Annotated in this window: 14 protein-coding genes and 1 pseudogene; 2 read left to right on the top strand and 13 right to left on the bottom strand. The window is 58.4% G+C overall.

What is annotated here, in order from left to right; translation table 11 throughout:
- Positions 1-33 precede the first annotated feature (33 nt).
- Positions 34-1,752, bottom strand: a pseudogene (locus tag FND52_RS01585) (flagellar biosynthesis protein FlhA); the annotation flags it as partial.
- On the opposite strand from FND52_RS01585, the gene FND52_RS01580 reads away from it, so the two are divergent.
- Positions 1,727-2,569, top strand: a complete 843-nt coding sequence (locus tag FND52_RS01580) for an OmpA family protein (RefSeq protein ID WP_144129110.1) — start codon at positions 1,727-1,729, stop codon at positions 2,567-2,569. The pseudogene FND52_RS01585 and the gene FND52_RS01580 overlap by 26 nt on opposite strands.
- Here the strand turns inward: FND52_RS01580 and FND52_RS01575 are convergent, their stop codons facing one another.
- The 5 genes from FND52_RS01575 to FND52_RS01555 are packed head-to-tail and all read right to left on the bottom strand — an operon-like array spanning position 2,570 to position 6,745.
- Complete coding sequence (locus tag FND52_RS01575; protein ID WP_144129109.1) at positions 2,570-3,307, bottom strand: SDR family NAD(P)-dependent oxidoreductase; 738 nt, start codon at positions 3,305-3,307, stop codon at positions 2,570-2,572.
- A gap of 45 nt (positions 3,308-3,352) precedes the next feature.
- Positions 3,353-4,114: an IclR family transcriptional regulator gene (locus FND52_RS01570; RefSeq protein ID WP_125292356.1), complete on the bottom strand. Its 762-nt coding sequence runs from the start codon at positions 4,112-4,114 to the stop codon at positions 3,353-3,355.
- 14 nt (positions 4,115-4,128) lie between these two features.
- Positions 4,129-4,848: an SDR family NAD(P)-dependent oxidoreductase gene (locus tag FND52_RS01565; RefSeq protein WP_125292357.1), complete on the bottom strand. Its 720-nt coding sequence runs from the start codon at positions 4,846-4,848 to the stop codon at positions 4,129-4,131.
- Positions 4,832-6,160, bottom strand: coding sequence for an MFS transporter (locus tag FND52_RS01560; protein WP_125292358.1), 1,329 nt, complete (start codon positions 6,158-6,160; stop codon positions 4,832-4,834). The genes FND52_RS01565 and FND52_RS01560 overlap by 17 nt, the downstream gene beginning before the upstream one ends.
- A gap of 45 nt (positions 6,161-6,205) precedes the next feature.
- The gene (locus FND52_RS01555; RefSeq protein WP_125292359.1) at positions 6,206-6,745 is read right to left on the bottom strand and encodes a 2,4'-dihydroxyacetophenone dioxygenase family protein; all 540 of its coding nucleotides are present in this window, start codon (positions 6,743-6,745) and stop codon (positions 6,206-6,208) included.
- A gap of 317 nt (positions 6,746-7,062) precedes the next feature.
- On the opposite strand from FND52_RS01555, the gene FND52_RS01550 reads away from it, so the two are divergent.
- On the top strand, positions 7,063-7,971 hold the full coding sequence (locus FND52_RS01550; RefSeq protein ID WP_144129108.1) for a dihydrodipicolinate synthase family protein: 909 nt from the start codon (positions 7,063-7,065) through the stop codon (positions 7,969-7,971).
- Between the two features lie 34 nt (positions 7,972-8,005).
- On the opposite strand, the gene FND52_RS01545 is transcribed toward FND52_RS01550, so the two are convergent.
- The 7 genes from FND52_RS01545 to FND52_RS01515 form a co-directional block, all read right to left on the bottom strand.
- On the bottom strand, positions 8,006-9,400 hold the full coding sequence (locus FND52_RS01545; protein ID WP_144129107.1) for an amidohydrolase family protein: 1,395 nt from the start codon (positions 9,398-9,400) through the stop codon (positions 8,006-8,008).
- Positions 9,401-9,419: 19 nt separating this feature from the next.
- Positions 9,420-10,370 carry a carbamate kinase family protein gene (locus FND52_RS01540; RefSeq protein WP_144129106.1) on the bottom strand — a complete coding sequence of 317 codons (951 nt, stop codon included), beginning with the start codon at positions 10,368-10,370 and terminating at the stop codon, positions 9,420-9,422.
- A gap of 52 nt (positions 10,371-10,422) precedes the next feature.
- Positions 10,423-11,985, bottom strand: a complete 1,563-nt coding sequence (locus FND52_RS01535; protein WP_144129105.1) for a xanthine permease — start codon at positions 11,983-11,985, stop codon at positions 10,423-10,425.
- A gap of 138 nt (positions 11,986-12,123) precedes the next feature.
- A complete protein-coding gene (locus FND52_RS01530) occupies positions 12,124-13,545 on the bottom strand; it encodes a YlbE family protein (RefSeq protein WP_144129104.1) in 1,422 nt (473 codons plus the stop codon).
- On the bottom strand, positions 13,545-15,086 hold the full coding sequence (gene fdrA / locus FND52_RS01525; protein ID WP_144129103.1) for an acyl-CoA synthetase FdrA: 1,542 nt from the start codon (positions 15,084-15,086) through the stop codon (positions 13,545-13,547). The genes FND52_RS01530 and fdrA overlap by 1 nt, the downstream gene beginning before the upstream one ends.
- Entirely contained in the window at positions 15,064-15,993 is a 930-nt protein-coding gene (locus tag FND52_RS01520) for an oxamate carbamoyltransferase subunit AllH family protein (RefSeq protein WP_144129102.1), read from the bottom strand. Before FND52_RS01520 ends, fdrA begins: the two co-directional genes overlap by 23 nt.
- A 12-nt stretch (positions 15,994-16,005) precedes the next feature.
- Positions 16,006-16,611: an ankyrin repeat domain-containing protein gene (locus FND52_RS01515; RefSeq protein ID WP_144129101.1), complete on the bottom strand. Its 606-nt coding sequence runs from the start codon at positions 16,609-16,611 to the stop codon at positions 16,006-16,008.
- Between the last annotated feature and the right edge of the window lie 158 nt (positions 16,612-16,769).

Here is a 16,769-nt window from a genome sequence, read left to right as displayed (position 1 = left end):
ACTATTGATGGCCTTTTTTATACGTTTCGCCAATCAGGACAGCGAACCTAACACCTTCAGTTCCAGCTCATCCGGCACTTCGTTATACGACAGCACCTGCAATCCAGGAGCGAACAGCCGCGCATAGCAGGATAAAAGGGGACGCAGCTGCGGCGCGACCAGCAGCACCGGCTCTTTGCCTGCCGCTTTCATCTGCTCTTTGGCCTGCGGCATGGTGCTCTGGAACTGACTGAGCATATTCGGGTCTACCGGCACGCTATCCAGCGACACTTTATTGGCCTGCTGGGTTTGATTGACCACGCCGAGCAGCAGATTTTCCAGCTCATTTTGCAAGGTATACACCGATAATGTCTGATTACGCACCAGCGGCGTGGCGATACTGCGGCGCAGCGCCAGTCGTACATCTGAAGTAAGCAGCACCGGATCTTTAGTCGCGGCGCTGCTGGCGACCAGCACGGTGGCGATTGTGACGATGTCTTTAAGCGACACGCCCTCGGTCAGCAACTGACGGTACACTTTTAACAACTGGCTGTAATTCAGAGCCGCGTTAAGATCCTCCGCCAGCTTCGGTGCCATGGCCGAGAGGCGGTTGTGCAAATGGGTCACATCGTCGTAATTAAACAGATCGGGAATGTACTGGCGCACCACTTTATTAACGTGAGTGGCGATAACGCTGGCGCAGTCAATTACCTGATACCCCAGATTCAGGGCTCTGGCTTTCTGATCCGCCTGAATCCAGGTCACCGGCATCCGGTACGCCGGGTCCATGCCCAAAATCCCGTCGACTTCGCCGTAGGTTTCGCTGGTGGGCAGCGCCATCAACCGGTCGGCAGGCACGTCGCCCTCTTCCGCCTGAATACCGTTAATATAAATTGCGTATTGCGTGGGCTTGAGGCGAAAGTTTTCCCGGATGCGGATTTCCGGCAGCAACACGCCGCTGGTATCTGAAATCACCTGCCGCACGCCGCGTACCCGCTGGGTCAGCGGCCCGCCTTTGGTTTTATCCACCAGTGACACCAGCTTATAGCCCAGGCTCAGGCTGACCGGTTCAATAAGCGGAATAGTTTCCCAGCTCACCTGCTGTTCCGGCGTGTCGACGATCGCTTTGGTCAGGTTTTCGAGATTCTGCTCGGTTTCCTGAGAAGCCTGCGGCTGTTTGCTTTGACGCCAGGCGGCATAACCCAGCAGCAGCGTAAACAGCAAAAATGGCAGGTGCGGCATCCCCGGCACAATTGCCAGCATAAACATGATGCCGGCGGCGGTGTAGAGAATAGTCGGGTTCGCCAACAGTTGGCCGCGCACGTCTTTAGCAATATCGCCATTGTCGCTGACGCGCGTCACGATCACCGCTGCGGCGGTAGAGAGCAGCAGCGACGGGATTTGCGCCACCAGGCCGTCACCGATGGTCATCAGCACGTACTGCTGAAACGCGGCGGAAGCGCTGAGATCGTATTTAAAAATCCCGATACAAATCCCGCCAATCATATTGATGGCCAGAATCATCATCCCGGCGATGGCGTCACCGCGCACGAATTTTGATGCGCCGTCCATTGCGCCGTAGAAATCCGCCTCGTTGGCGATGTCTTTACGGCGGGTCTGCGCCTGAGTCTGGTTAATCAGCCCGGCATTGAGGTCGGCGTCAATCGCCATCTGTTTACCCGGCATGGCGTCCAGGGTAAAGCGCGCCGAGACTTCAGAGATACGTTCAGCCCCTTTGGTCACCACGATGAAGTTAATCGTCAACAGCGTCAGTGAGAAAGACCGCAAAAACATTGTCGCGGCGCTCAACGATCAGTCGATTTTCAGCGGCAACGGCATGATGCCGTTAAACAATCTCGGCAAGGTGGCGGTACTGGAAAGCGGAGCGCTGCCTGCCGAAGTGAAAGCCCCACCGACTGCGCCAGCCGAAACGGTTAAACCCACGTCTACCGCCAGCGTCGATAAAGCGCAGGCGCTGAAGGCAAAGCTGGCCAATGACAAGCGCGTGGCGTTAAAAGATAAGTCGGTACGCGAACTGGGCGAGCTGGCAACCGTGATTAATGCCATCGCGGAAAAAAGCCATATGCAGAGCAATATGGAGATGGAAATCGTGCCGCAAGGGCTGCGGATCCTGATTAAAGATGACCAGAACCGTAATATGTTTGAGCGCGGTAGCGCAAAGATTATGCCGTTTTTTAAAAAGTTGCTGATCGAGCTGGCACCGGTGTTCGATTCACTGGACAACAAGCTGATTATTAGCGGCCACACGGATGCCATGCAGTATAAAGATGGCGACAACTACAATAACTGGAATCTCTCTGGTGACCGGGCGCTATCCGCGCGCCGCGTGCTGGAACAGGCCGGGATGCCGGTAGATAAAGTGATGCAGGTGAGCGCCATGTCCGACCGGATGCTGCTGAACGAAGGGGAGCCGAACAGCGCTGAAAACCGCCGTATCGAAATTATGATTTTGACCCAATCGGCGTCCGATACGCTGTATCAATTCTTCGGTGAAAAAGGCGAGAAAGTCGTGGAACCAGCGGTAAAACGCGTGGCGGAACAGAGTCACGTCACCGCTGGCATTCGCTAACTAATACGTCGCCCGCCCACCGGATAAATCAAACGCCGCGCCGCTGTTAAAAGTGCAGGCTCCGGAACTGAGCCACATCACCATTTCCGCCACTTCCTCCACGGTGCCTAACCGCCCCTGGGGCGATTTGGCGATCATGGTGGCCACATGCTCCGGCGTCATCTGCGCCAGCAGCGGGGTTTCAATCGCGGCGGGCGCAACGCAGTTAATACGTAACCCACTTTGCGCATGCTCTTTAGCCAGCGATTTGGTCAGGGCGATAACGCCCGCTTTCGCCGCGCTGTACGCCGACGCGTTGGGCGTGCCCTCCTTCCCGGCCAGCGACGCCAGATTCACCAGCCAGCTCTGCGGCTGGGCTAACAGCGCCGGAACGAAGGTGCGACAGACTTCGAAAGTGCCGTTCAGGTTGACGTCGATAATTTGCCGCCAGATAGCCGGATCGTAATCGATCAGCGGCAGAGTCGGGCCCGCGAACCCGGCGCAGTGGATCAGGGTATCCAGCCTGCCGTTGGTTTGCAGGATGGTCTCGCGTGCGGCAGTGAGCGATGCCGGCTGGGTAATATCCAGCGGCAACTGAAATCCGTCGCGCGCCGGATAATGCACATCCAGCATCCAGACCTGCGCGCCCGCCTGCTGAAACCGGGCGCAGATCGCCTCGCCAATGCCGCGCGCCGCGCCGGTCACCGCCACCACGCGGCCAGAAAAATCGTACTGCGGAAAACCTTTATTCACATGCATGTTCTTCTCCGGGAATTTGCCGTTAGCAAAACGCGGAAAAGCGGGCTACACCAGTTGCTTCTGAATCGCCGCGACACAGGCGCGGATCGCGCCGATGGCCTCATCGGCCTGCAGGGCGTCAAACCGGTAGGTCGGCATACTCACGCTGATACACCCCACCGCCTGCTGGCCGCTGTTGACTATCGCGCTCCCGTAGCAGCAGATATCCAGCTCGTTTTCCTGGATATCCTGCGAATAGCCACGCTCGCGGGTGCGATTGATCTCTTCAGTGATGCCCGCCCGGTCAGTGATCGTATGCTGCGTGAACGACGTTGGCGTAATTTTCGCCAGCATCTGCTCAACCTGGTCAGCGCTGTGCGCCGCCAGCCACGCTTTCCCGACTGAACTGGAAAACAGGCTCACGCGCGTCCCGATCCGCGAGGCCATCCGCACCGTGCGATTGGCTTCCAGCTTATCGATGTAGACCATCTCCAGGCCATCAGGGATGGCAAGGTGGACGGTCTCATCCAGCCGGTCGCGCAACTGCTCGATGTGCGGTCTGGCGATCTGCCGCAGATCGTGCGTCTCCAGGCTGCGCCAGGCCAGACTCACCAGGCGCGGCCCTAAGCTCAGGGTGTCGTTGTCGTATCTAAGCATCCCCTCCACCACCAGCGCCTCGACGATGCGGTGCACGGTGGGGCGCGGCATGCCAAGCTGCCGCGCCAGGCCGCTGATATTCAGCTGGCCAGGGGTTTCCGATACGGCCTGCAACACCCGCATAAACTTCTGAAATGCGGCGGTTCCGGGTACAGCGTGCGTGTTTTCCATCGTCTCTTTTCGGGTTATACGGTCAGGTATCCTCCATCCACGGCCAGAATGGTGCCGGTAATAAAGGATGCCGCCGGGCTGCACAGGAAGGTAACGGCCTGGGCTACATCCTCCGGCGTCCCCCAGCGTTTTAGCGGGGTGCGGGAGAGGATCGGCCCGGCGCGTTCAGCATCATCCTGCAACGCCTGGGTTAATGGAGTGGCAATCCAGCCAGGAGCAACCGCGTTAACGCGGATCTGCTCGTCGGCATAGGCAATCGCCAGGGATTTGGTCAGCTGCATCACGCCGCCTTTACTGGCGCTGTAGCCGGGCACCAGCCCGCCGCCAAAAAAGCTCAGCATTGAGGCGGTATTCACGATGCAGCCCGCGCTCTGCGCCAGTTTTGGGCGGGCGATGGCGCAGCAGCGCAGCGTACCGTTCAGGTTGATATCAATGACGTCCTCAAAGGTATCAATCTGGTGCTCGGCACCGCGCTTAATCACCCCGGCGCAGTTGATGAGGATATCAAGCCGCGGCAGATCATCAACAATATGCTGAATCTGTGTGGCGTTGCGCACATCCAGCTCGCGGATTGCGATGCCCTGCGGCAGATTATTGCATTCGCTGTTGACCCCGGCGGCGATCACCGTCGCCCCCAGCTGCGAGAGCTGCGTGGCGATACCCGCCCCGATCCCGGAAGTCCCGCCGGTGACCAGCGCGGTTTTCCCGGCGAAAAGCTCAGCGTGAAACGTCATAGTTATTGGCCTCATGGTGAATGTCGCTGGCGGCGCTGTCATCCGGCAGCGGTTTTCTGACTAATACGAAGTAAACGGCGGCAGCCAGCACGGCGATCCCGGCGCTGACCAGCAGCGCGTTGTCGTACACCCCGGTGCGCTCAACGATGGCGCCCGTGATAATGGGGGCGAGAGAGCCGCCGAAGTAGCCGCCGCAGTTCTGGATGCTGCCGAGAGACGCCACCTGGCGCTTAGGCACGATCACCGTTGCCATGGTCCAGCAGGCGGCGCTCGCCAGGTTAATAAAGAACATCGCCAGGCAGATGTAGCCCACCGCCAGGGTGGTGCTGGTGGTGAAAATCGCCGGTACGGTAAACGCCGCGCCGCCCAGCAGGCCCAGGCACACCGGCCACTTGCGGCTGTTGATCACGCTGATGCCGCGGTTGGCTAAAATGTCCACCACTCGCCCGGCGACGACCATGCCGACCATGCCGAAAATATACGGGATCGCCACCACCCAGCCGGTGCGCGCCAGTGACAATCCGCGCGCATGTTCCAGATAGCCCGGCAGCCAGGTCAGATACAGCCAGACCATGTAGATCACGCCCATAAACCCGAGCAGCATCCCCCAGGTGGTGGCGTGCGTGAACAGCCCGCGCCACTCGCGCCCGGTGATTTTCTTCTCGGTATCGGTGAAGCGCTCACCCGCGTCGAGGTACTGTTTATCTTCCTGGGTCAGCGTCACTTCATTACGGTTGCGATAAATCAGATACCAGCCGATAGCCAGCATCACGCCGAGAATACCGGTGATGATAAACATCCAGCGCCAGCCGACGGTGAGCATAATCACCGTCAGCAGCGGCGGCGCGATGCATGGGCCGATACAGCTGGAGGCGACGAAAATCCCGGTCGGCGTGCCGCGCTCCTTCAGGTTGTACCATTCGCTGATCACCTTCGCGCCCGCCGGGAACAGCGGCGCTTCCGCCACGCCCAGCACCGCACGGGAAACCAGGAACGTGCTCAGGGAGTTGACCATCCCACAGGCGGCCTGCGCCACCGACCAGAAAAACATGCCGAAACCCAGCATCATGCGCGCGCCGAAGCGATCGAGCAGCGCGCCCACCGGAAGCTGGGAAAAGGCATAGGCCAGGGAAAACGCCGACAGCAGCCAGCCCATCTCGGTGGGCGTAATGTGCATCTCTTCACGGATGGTGGTGTTGGCGATGGAGAGCGCGCTGCGGTCGATATAGTTGATGACGCCGGCAATCGTCAGAAACAGGATCGCAACCAACTGAATGCGCGCCACGCGTTGAGTTTTAGGTACAGAAGTCATAGCGATGTCTCTTTAATTATTATCTGCAGGTGAAAGGACAGACGGCTATCGGATGAATTGATCGACGTAATCCGCACCCAGGCCGCATTCGGCGTAGTGTTTGCGGCACATATCGATTTTGGTGAACACGTCTTCGAACCCGGCGTGATTACCCCACGGGTCGACGTAATACATGCAGCCGTGGACCTGGAACAGGGTGATCATCTCCTCCACGCCTTCATCCACCACCAGGGTATGGGTCTCTCCCGGCGGCTCAAACGCGTATGCGCCTTCGGTGGCTTCCCAGTCGTGCTCCAGATAACGCCAGCGCCCTTTGAGCACGAAGGCATGCACCGGCCCCGGATGGCGGTGGCGGCTAAGCACGCCGGATTTACGCACCCGCAGCAGATTCATCCAGTAGCCGCCGGAGCGGCTCAGGCACAGCGGACGAAACCAGACGTTGTCCGCCTGCGGCACCCAGATGCGCTCGTCGCTGGGGATCGCGCCAGGCACCACCAGATCCGGGATCATCTCTTTCGGTTGGTCAAACTGATACGGCATTCGGCGCAGGGTTTCTGCATCGTTGGTCAGTGTGTTATTGCTCATTGCACCCTCTTGTTCACATTGTGGACACATAATCCATGATATGGATGAAGAAGGTATACGCTTAAAAACGTAGCGATCCACAAAGCGGATCCAGAATTGTGCTTTAAATCACCAAATTGATACATCACCGCAACATTGTCGCAACTAAACCCGTGCTGACGTTTAAATTGAAACGAGGTTCTGAAAAAGAGAGACATGCATTCCAGAGATGGGAATTGACGCTTGCGCCGCATGATGCGCTACATACACTTTTAGCAAGAACCCATAAATACACGCTTTGCTTGCCCTTACCTTTGCCCTTTAACGCAGGAGTCCTGATGATGAGTACCCCACTTTTTCAAGGCGTTATCCCCCCTGTTGCTACCCTGTTCGACGACGAAGGCCGCTTTTCCCCCACCGAACAAGCGCGGCTGATTGAGCGCCTGGTGGCCAGCGATATTGACGGGCTGTTCTTTCTCGGTAGCGCGGGCGAATTCGCTCATATGTCTGATGCGCTGCGTCAGGAAATTGCCGAGTTTTGCGTTAAGCAGGTAGCGGGACGAAAACCGGTATTGATCGGGATTGGCCATTCCGGCACCCAACAGGCGATTGAACTGGGGTTGCATGCCCAGCGCTGCGGAGCCGACGGCGTGGTGGCGATTAACCCGTTTTACAATCCGCTGAGCGAAAGCAATCTGATTGCCCACTATCAGCGCATCAGCAAGGCGCTGGAATTGCCGGTATTGCTGTACAACTTCCCGGCGCTGACCGGGCAGTCGCTGCCGGTGTCGGTGATTGTCGAGCTGGCGAAAACCTGCCCGAACATCGTCGGCCTGAAGGATACCGTGGATACGCTGTCGCATATCCGCGAAACCCTGGCGGCGGTGAAACCGGTGCGGCCTGATTTCGCGGTATTTGCCGGTTACGATGAATATCTGTTTGGCACGCTGATTCTGGGCGGCGACGGCTGTATCCCGGCCAGCGCTAACTTCGCGCCGCAGCTGACCTGCGGGATCCTTAAAGCGTACCGCGAGCAGGATTACGCCACGGCGGTAGAACTCCAGCAGCGCCTGTCGCTAATCCCGCCGCTGTACGGCATCGATTTGCCGTTCTACAACGCCATCAAATACGCATTGCAGCTGACCGGGCTGGATATTTCCTGCAACAGCCTGCCGCCCGCCTCGCCGCTAACGGACGAGATGAAAACGCAGATTAAAGGGATTTTGCAAACAAGCGGTGTGATTTAACGCAACACCGCCGTCTTGCGACGGCGGTTTGTTTTTACGCTTTGGCGACATTCCCCCACACCAGGCTCCCCCGGTGGAAGGTGGCCGTGCGCGGTGAGATTCGCGCCACCGCTTCCGCCGAGCAGGACGCCTCCACCAGCACAAAGCTGGCGTCATCCTGCGCCTTCGGCCAGGCGCGCTGGCCTTTGTCATCCAGCGGCAGCACATCACCGGTGGCGATCGCCAGCGAGCGCGACAGGGTAAATTCGTTAGGGCGGATATAGAGCTGGGCGTAGAGATTGGCTTTCTCCAGCATGTCGCCGAGGCCAAACGGCGACCAGTGATCGATCACGCTATCGGTGCCGGTCATCACAAACACACCCTTCTGCTTCAGCTGGCTGAGCGGCATATGCAGCGTGCCGATCGGCACGGTTGAAGCAATGGTAATGCCCTGCGCCGCCATCCGGGTGGCGGTCTCGTCAACCTGCTGCGGGCTAAGCGTCGCCAGCGCAAACGCGTGGCTGATGGTGAGTTTATCTTTCAGTTCCGGGGTTTTCTCGACGGTTTCAATCATGTAATTCACCGCCGCCACGCCCGCCGGGCTGGTTTCGTGCAGATGAATATCCACGCCTTTTTTATAGTCGATGGCAATCTGGAACATCGTATCGAGGGATTTTTCCATCGCGCCGTCAACGTTGGTCGGGTCCAGCCCGCCGACGTAGTGCGCCCCCGCCTGCATCGCTTCGCGCATCAGCGGCTCGCTTTTCGACAGCAACAGCCCGTGCTGGGGGAACGCCACGATTTCGCACGCAAAACCGTCTTTGCGCTGTTCCAGCACCGCCATTAAATTTTCGAGGTTTTTCAGCCCGGACACCGGCTCGATATTGCAGTGGCTGCGCGCCACCGAGGTGCCTTTTGATTGCAGCAGATCGATCAGCTTTCCGGCGCGCTCGCGCGTGTACGGTTGCAGTTCCGGCAGCAGTTTGCGCTCCAGCTCGATCATATCCATGATGGTGGTGCCTTCCGGGCGCGACAGCGCGCGCCACGGGCCGCCATAGAAGGTTTTATCCAGATGGATATGCATATCGCGCATCGCCGGCAGCAGCAGATGCCCGCCCGCGTCATAGCGCGGCAGCGTGGCGTCGGGATGCTGATGGTTAGCCAGCAGCGCGGCGATTTTGCCGTCCCTGATTTCCAGCGTCATCAGCTCGGTTTGGGTGCTGACCGCCGTGTCGCCCTGCCAGTCAAAACCGCTTTCAAGACGCACATTATACAGATAGTACTGTTTTTCGCTGATGCTGCTCATGGCGCGTGATGCCTCACCGGTTCCGGAAGTGGGATCGGCAGCATACGCCAGTTGCCCGCCTGCGCCCAGCAGCGCGCAGGCGGCGACCGCTTTGCCACTGTGGGTTAAAAATGCGCGGCGGCCCGGGTTTTCGCTGTGATTCATCGGTGGCTCCTGTTCTCTGTCACGGGCAAATAATGTGGGTGCCGGTTTGTCCGCTCAGGGCGGCAGGCAGTTTTTCCGGCGTGGTGATAATCACCCGCTTGCCGCCGTGGCGCAGAAACGACAGGCTGGCTTCGATTTTCGGCAGCATACTGCCCGCCGGGAAATGACCTTCGGCAACGTACTGCTCCATCTCCGCCACGCTGACGGTGCCCAGCGCCCGCTGCTGCGGTTTGCCAAAGTGTACGCACACCTGCTCCACACCGGTGGTGATGGCCAGAATATCGGCGTTGATTTCCTTCGCCAGCAGCGTGGTGGAGAGATCTTTATCGATCACTGCGTCAACGCTGCGGTATTCGCCGCCCGTTTCGCGAACAACCGGGATGCCGCCACCCCCCACGCCGATCACCACAAAACCCTGGTCAATTAACGCGCGGATGGCTTCGGCTTCCACGATGCGCACCGGCTGCGGCGAGGCCACCACCCGGCGATAACCGCGCCCTGAATCCTCAACAAACCGCCAGTCGGGATGCGCCTGCAATAGCGCATCGCGCTGGGCTTCATCAAAAAACGCGCCGATGGGTTTGCTGGGATGGGCAAAATTAGCGTCGTTTTTATCCACTTCCACCTGGGTGATCACGGTGACCGCTTTTTTATCACCGTGGCGCGCCAGCTTGTTGTTCAGCGCCTGCTGGATGAGATAGCCGATGCCGCCCTGGGTATCCGCCACGCAATTCGCCAGCGGCGTCAGCGGCAACCCCTCTTTCTCATGGGCGATTTCGGCGCGGCGCAGATCCAGCCCCACCTGCGGGCCGTTGCCGTGGGTCAGCACGATGTTGTAGTCCGACGCCAGCATCCCGAGGATGGATTCCGCCATCTCGTTTACCGCAACCTGCTGATGCTCAACCGACTGGCTGGCATTGTCTTTAATAATGGCATTACCGCCAATGGCGACGACCACGAGTTGTTTCATGTCGATTTCCTGTCCAGAGTGCGGCAGGCGGGAGCCCGCCTGCCGTCAGGGGTTATGCGGTTTTGGTGGTTTCATCCGCGGAAGAGACCAGCGGATCAGCGGATTTTTCGCGGCTGTCGAGCCAGTGTTTCAGCACGAACATGCCAGCCATCATCAGATAGGCGGTGACGAAAATCAGCGACGATCCTTTGGCGAAGCCCACCACTGGCGCGTGGATCACACCGAACAGCGCCAGCAGCGCCCCGGTGGCCGCCGCTACTGCGCCGCGCAGCGGGCGGTTCATGATGGCGAAGATCGCCAGGCAGCCCCAAATCATACTGGCCAGCGGCGCGCCGTTGCCGAGGTGCATCAGCCCCTGGTAGTAAACGCCCTTGCTGTGCAGCAGTTCAGTACCGAGTTTCGCCGCCGAGGTGCCCGCCGCGTTCATCACGCTGTTAACCATGGTCAGCGCCCAGTTGGCTATCCACGGGAACAGGCAGATAAAGATCACCGGCACTTCGAGTTTGGGCGTTTCCCTCACCACCTGGTTGGCGGTGACCACGCCGATAAACACCAGAATCGGCACGATGGCGGTCATGGGGATCACCGCCAGCATAAAGGCACCGAGACCGAACAGCGGGACGATAAACATGGTAACGCCGGACGCGAGGGTATAACCGATGCTGGCACCCATGGCTTTCCAGCCCGCGTGGCCCACATACACGGTCACCGGGAACGGGTTGCCCATCAGGCAGCCGAGCATGGAAGAAAGCCCGTTCGCCAGCATCACTTTCCGGGTGTTGTACTCGTCCCCTGCCGCGTGAGCGCTCTCGATATTTTCCAGGTCAAAGATGTAGTTCGCCAGCCCCAGCGGCACCGCTGAAGCCAGGTACGGCAGCGCGTGCGGCAGCCCCTGCATAAAGCTATCAATATGCACTTCCGGAGGGTTAAAGCCGAAGGACGACATGGAGGCCTTGATGGCGTCCGGGCTTTGCAGGCCGGAAATCCACGCCAGCGCAGTACCGGCAATCAGCAGCAGTAAGCCGGTAGGAATACGCGCGAAGATTGGCTTTTTGCCGAACCAGTTAATGAAGATCAGCAGCAGGACGATAAACGACACCGTCGGCGCTTCGAAGGCCTGCAACATCGGGTTCATCGCCAGCAGCAGCAGACCCAGGCCGGACAAGCACGACAGCAGTACGGTACGCGGGATCATCTTGCGGATGGTTTCCCCAAGGAACGACCCGCCCGCCAGGATCAGCGCTTCCACAAAGCACCACACCAGGCCGATCTGAATCGCGAAATCCGCATCGCCGGTGGTCTGGTAAACCGGCATCAGCACCAGGAACGTCACGGTGAAAATCGACGGCGCGCTGGGGCCGGACGGCAAGGCGGTCACATCTTTGCGTCCGGTCTGGCGCGCCAGTTGCAGGCCAAACCAGGTATAGCTCAGGCTCGCCACCAGCACCGCTAAACCAAAGGCCGGGGCGATACGGCCATAGACAATTTCTTTCGGAATGCCGACCACAAAAATTAACAACCCCATCATGGTCAGCAGGTTGGTCAGGTTGTTGGTCATCAGGCCAAAATAGGCCGCCCAGTCACCCCGTTTCCATTCAAGTTTTATCTTACTCATGGAACTATCCTTCAAGGTCAGTAAATCGCGCTACACTCCCCCGCCAGGTCTGGGCCAGGCGCGAGGTCCGGTAATACGTGCAGGTGAAACCTCGTTTCGCGAACCGTCGGGCGACGCCGTAACGCCGCCCGTTTAGGGTTATTGGCTATACCGGTCGCTAAAGGCGAGCAGAGCTTTTTCAAAACAGTCGAACGGCGGATGAACGATGCCCGCGCCAATCATGCCGATGCCCGCGTCTTTGTGGGCGATGGCGGTGTTAATTACCGGCAGAATGCCGCTGTTGCCCACCCGGGTAATATCAATGGCGGTGGGAATGCCCATAAAGTTGAGCAGCGGAATAGTGACGTTGGGGTTCTCGCCGAGGGTGATCTCGCGCATCTGGCGCGAAAAATCCACCGCCTCGTCCACGGTGCCGCCCACCAGCGCGACAATCGCCGGAGCGGTGGCCATAGCGAATCCGCCAATGCCGTAGGTTTCGGTAATGGCGCTGTCGCCGATATCCAGCCCGGAATCCTCCGGCTTAAATCCGGCAAACATTGGGCCAATCACCTGCTGCGCCGGGCCGGTGAACCACTGCCCCGGCAGGCCGGAAACCCGCAGGCCGAACTCGTAGCCGTTACGCGCCATGGTCGTGACCACGGTGCTGTATTCGATGCCGTGCGCCGCGTCCATCGCCGCTTTACACATCGCCATCCAGGTCGGGCCGGAGAAGTAGTCGCTGCTGGCGACAAAATCGAACACCTCTTTCTGCTGCGCCACCGAAAAATCGGTCTGGATTAAATACGGCGTCAGCGCCTGGATCAGCAGCGTGGTGCCCGCGTTGTTGCGGTTGTGGCACTCGTCGCCCATATGCAGCGCCTGGGCCAGCATCAGCCGCAGGTCGATCTCCCCGGCCAGCTTCATGGCGTCGCGCAGCATCGGGCCGAGCACGTCACGCATCCAGTTCAGCCGGTCGATCACGCTCTGGTCGTTGGCTCCCATGCGCAGGATCTTCGCCATCTGCTCGCTGAGGTTGGTATAGGCGCGGTTGCCGTACGTTTTGTTTTCGACGATATGCATAAACATTGACGCCGAGGTCACCCCCGCCATCGAGCCGACACAGTCATGCTCGTGGCACGGCGAGAAGACGATTTCCCCGGAGGCGGCAAGCTGTGCGGCGTCATCCAGATCCTGCGCCAGCCCTTCAAACACCAGCGCCCCGGTGACCGCCCCTTTCATTGCGCCGCACATGTTTTCCCAGCTCACCGGCGGCCCGGCGTGCAGGATGGTGTTGCGGGTCATGCCTGGCACCACGTTGATGGCCTGGTCATAACCCACCAGCACCGGATGAGACTGAACGATCCGCTCCAGCGCCTGGGCGTTGGCGGCGGCAATTTTCTCTGCCAGCTGCGGTGCGGCGAGTTGATCCAGGACGCGCACTACTTCAAGATTGCCAAGCCCCGGCGGCGTCCAGTCAAGCTGGGTTACCGCCACGTGCTGCTGCTTTAAATCTTCGCTAAAACGGGCAATCCCGATGTTGATAACATTCAGCGGTTGGCTAAACAGTGTTGGACGGCTCATCAGGCATTCTCCCCTTTCCAGACAAATTCACGCGCCAGTAGTCCTGTATTGGTGCTGCTGCTCGCCCAGGTGACCCCGGCGTCGGTCAGCATGTTGCATTGGGCGGCCAGCGACGGCGTATCGAGATCGGTGCCCAGCACATAGCCGAGGATCTCCAGATGGCGGCCCGCGTCGGCGGCAATCTGTTTAGCCTGTTTAATGGCGTCAATCATCACCCCCACCGGATCTTCATGCGCGCCGAAGCCGAGCACGAAGTCCATGGCGATCACCCCCACTTCCGGATCGCGCGCTTCCTGCAGCAGGCGGCTGATGCGGTTGGTCGGGTCGATCATTGGGTGCGGTTTGCCGTTGGTGAAGTCATCATCGCCAAAGTCCAGGAAGGTGTGGGCGATACTCTGATTGACGTCGCGCAGGCGGCGCTGCGGGTCCGGCTGGATGTTGCTGTAAACGTCGGGGTATTTTTCCAGCGCCGCGAACATCGCCTCATCGCACAGGGTGCCGCCGCAGAACAGCGCGCGGATGTATTTTTGCTGCGGGTTGAGTTTGGCGCGCACGTCGTGGATCAGCGGCCAGTTCAGCGGGTGCAAATCAATGGAGGACTCATCGACGCCGGTTTGCAGCACCGCCTTCAGGGCGGCCTCTTTGGTACCGCGTGCGAAAGTCAGCCCCGGTTTATCGGCCTGCGGCTCTGCGCCGAGGAAACACACCACCACCGGTTTGGCGCAGGCTTCAGCGCGGGCTAACACCTTTTGCGCCACCGACGGCGCGGGCGGCTTAGAAATCAGCGCGATGACGTCGGTTTCCGGGTCGTTCTCCAGCATCGCCAGCGCGTCGAGCATCATCAGGCCGCCGATTTTCTCGCTGAGATCGCGCCCACCGGTGCCGATCAGCTGCGATACGCCGCCGCCGAAATCGTGAATGCGCACGCTCAGCTCCTGGCTGCCGGTCCCCGACGCGCCGATAATGCCAATACGCCCGCGGCGCACCGCATTGGCAAAGCACAGTCCCGCGCCGTTGATGATAGCGGTGCCGCAGTCCGGCCCCATCATCAGCAGGCCTTTTTCATGGGCCAGGGTTTTTAACGCCAGCTCGTCGTCGAGGGAGACGTTGTCAGAAAACAGCATCACGTTAAGATCGTTTTCCAGCGCCTGGCGCGCTTCCCGCGCCGCAAATGCGCCATTGACGGAAATCACCGCCAGGTTGCTGTCCGGCAGATGCTGGCGGGCAGAATTGAGCGTAGCGTAGCGCGCTTCGTGGCTGCCGTTGGTCTCTTTACGGATAAACAGCGCTTCGATAGCCGCCAGCGAGGCGTCGTTCGCCGCCTCATCGCCCTTAATCACAATCATCAAGTCGCCGCTTTTCGCCGCTTCCAGTTCCGGCGTCAGCAGATCAAGGTTACGCAACACCCCTTTGTTCATTTCGGTTGCCATCGCCACAAACGCCTGCTCCACGCCATCCAGCTGGTTAGCTTTGGTTGAAATCGACATAAGCGACACGGAATCAAAATAGGTGTTCTTTTTAATCACGATCCTGGTTGACATATTCTCCTCCAAAATATTGCGTCAATAGCAGGGCGTCGGCCATGCCGTACAGCATGTCGCATCCTGAGCTTGACCCTATTTTCATGACACCCTGAATTTCACGTTGAATATCGCCGCGACTTTCCAGGGTTAATTTTTTAATTAATAAATAAATCACTTCGCGATAGCGCTGGTGAATAGCCTGATTCAGGGTCAGCGCGCTGAGCGGCGTGGTTTGCTGATGATATTTATTAAGCCAGCGGGAAAAATCGTCCTGAAAACGCCCGCACGGATTGCCGTTAATAAATAAAATCGCACTCAGCCCCACCAAATAATCATCGCCGCCCGGCGTCAATCCAATGCCTAAGCCTAATAACTGCTGAAATGCCGCTTCACTGTGTGATTTATCGCGACGTTTTAATCCGTCGGTTAATTTTCCGCGCGCGTCGGTTAATTGCTTTGCCAGCTGCCGGTAAAAAATATTATCAGCGCAATAATGAAATAATGACGCGTTTTGCGGAATGGCCTGGTAAATGGTTGTTGCCAGCGTTTCGCCCTGGTGCTGCTGACAAAACGCGCTTAATGCTTCACTTTTCCAGCAGAGTTTTTCCGGCTGCCACGTCTGGCACGTTCGAAAATCAATCCGCATTCGCAGGCCGATCCTCAGCCAGTTTCCCTGCCAGTAAACCGGGTCGCCGGGTTGCAACAGCCCTGCAAAGGTCGATAACGCTAACCGGCAGCTGTTCGGCGCGTTATCGCTGCCCGCCGACAGCAGAGTGAAACGCTGTAAACCCTGCGGGCAAACAAGATTGACGGCTTTATCGAAACATTGCTCCACGCGCCCGCTGAAGACCGGCGGCTGTAGAAACTGGCTGTCCGCCGAAAGTGCCGTGAACGTCTGCCAGCCAGCCGACGCAAAAGGGTTCACGCGGGCCTCCCGTCAGGCGCCCGCGTTAACCAGCAGTTGGGCGATGGCGTCATAGCCTTTTTCACGCGCCAGTTCGAGAGGCGTTTTGCCGTATTTATCGGTCATATGCGGGTTCGCGCCGTGATCCAGCAGCAGCTTAACGATTTCCTGCTGCTTTGCGCCGCCGTCGTTAAGTACGATGGCTTCCAGTAATGGCGTCCAGCCGACAAAGTTGGTGTGATTAAAATTGATTTCGGTTTTGGTTAATAATTCCCGGACAATTTCCACATGGCCTTTTTCGCTGGCCGGGGTAATTCCCACGCCGCCGAAACGGGTCAGACGATTTAAATCAGGGTTGGCAGGTAATACAATGCGCAGCAGGGTTAAATCATTATTCAGGCAGCTTAACAGGAACGGGTTAAAACAGGTTTCATCTTGCTTATCGATATCCGCGCCGGCAGAAATTAAAAACGATACCGCCTCATATTGTTTATTCAGGCTGGCAAGGGTAATTGCCGTTCTTCCCTGGCGGTTAGTGCAATTAATATCCACACCGTTTTCCAGGCAGGCTTTAAGGGCATTGACATCCCCCTGCTGGGCGGCAAGCAAAAATTCGCTAATCAGTTCATTCTGAGACATAGGGTTCTCCCCGTCAGGGCCAGCAGAAATAGTGTATTTCGCTCTGGCTAATCATTGGATGTTTACTGATTCTGAGAATAGCAATACTGCCCGGTGAATAACATCCGTTTGAAATGCATTCATCGGAAGGGGATAGATTGTTGAATAAATTTTGATAA

It is taken from the genome of Atlantibacter subterraneus, from assembly GCF_007570865.1.
Taxonomy (GTDB): Bacteria; Pseudomonadota; Gammaproteobacteria; order Enterobacterales; family Enterobacteriaceae; genus Atlantibacter; species Atlantibacter subterraneus.
The sequence above is the reverse complement of the archived record's forward strand: the minus strand, read 5'-3'. Positions and strand labels throughout refer to the sequence as shown.

Coding starts and splice junctions, on each gene's coding strand:
- FND52_RS01580 (WP_144129110.1), top strand. CDS start 1,727: ATGAAGTTAATCGTCAACAGCGTCAGTGAGAAAGACCGCAAAAACATT.
- FND52_RS01575 (WP_144129109.1), bottom strand. CDS start 3,307: ATGCATGTGAATAAAGGTTTTCCGCAGTACGATTTTTCTGGCCGCGTG.
- FND52_RS01570 (WP_125292356.1), bottom strand. CDS start 4,114: ATGGAAAACACGCACGCTGTACCCGGAACCGCCGCATTTCAGAAGTTT.
- FND52_RS01565 (WP_125292357.1), bottom strand. CDS start 4,848: ATGACGTTTCACGCTGAGCTTTTCGCCGGGAAAACCGCGCTGGTCACC.
- FND52_RS01560 (WP_125292358.1), bottom strand. CDS start 6,160: ATGACTTCTGTACCTAAAACTCAACGCGTGGCGCGCATTCAGTTGGTT.
- FND52_RS01555 (WP_125292359.1), bottom strand. CDS start 6,745: ATGAGCAATAACACACTGACCAACGATGCAGAAACCCTGCGCCGAATG.
- FND52_RS01550 (WP_144129108.1), top strand. CDS start 7,063: ATGATGAGTACCCCACTTTTTCAAGGCGTTATCCCCCCTGTTGCTACC.
- FND52_RS01545 (WP_144129107.1), bottom strand. CDS start 9,400: ATGAATCACAGCGAAAACCCGGGCCGCCGCGCATTTTTAACCCACAGT.
- FND52_RS01540 (WP_144129106.1), bottom strand. CDS start 10,370: ATGAAACAACTCGTGGTCGTCGCCATTGGCGGTAATGCCATTATTAAA.
- FND52_RS01535 (WP_144129105.1), bottom strand. CDS start 11,985: ATGAGTAAGATAAAACTTGAATGGAAACGGGGTGACTGGGCGGCCTAT.
- FND52_RS01530 (WP_144129104.1), bottom strand. CDS start 13,545: ATGAGCCGTCCAACACTGTTTAGCCAACCGCTGAATGTTATCAACATC.
- fdrA (WP_144129103.1), bottom strand. CDS start 15,086: ATGTCAACCAGGATCGTGATTAAAAAGAACACCTATTTTGATTCCGTG.
- FND52_RS01515 (WP_144129101.1), bottom strand. CDS start 16,611: ATGTCTCAGAATGAACTGATTAGCGAATTTTTGCTTGCCGCCCAGCAG.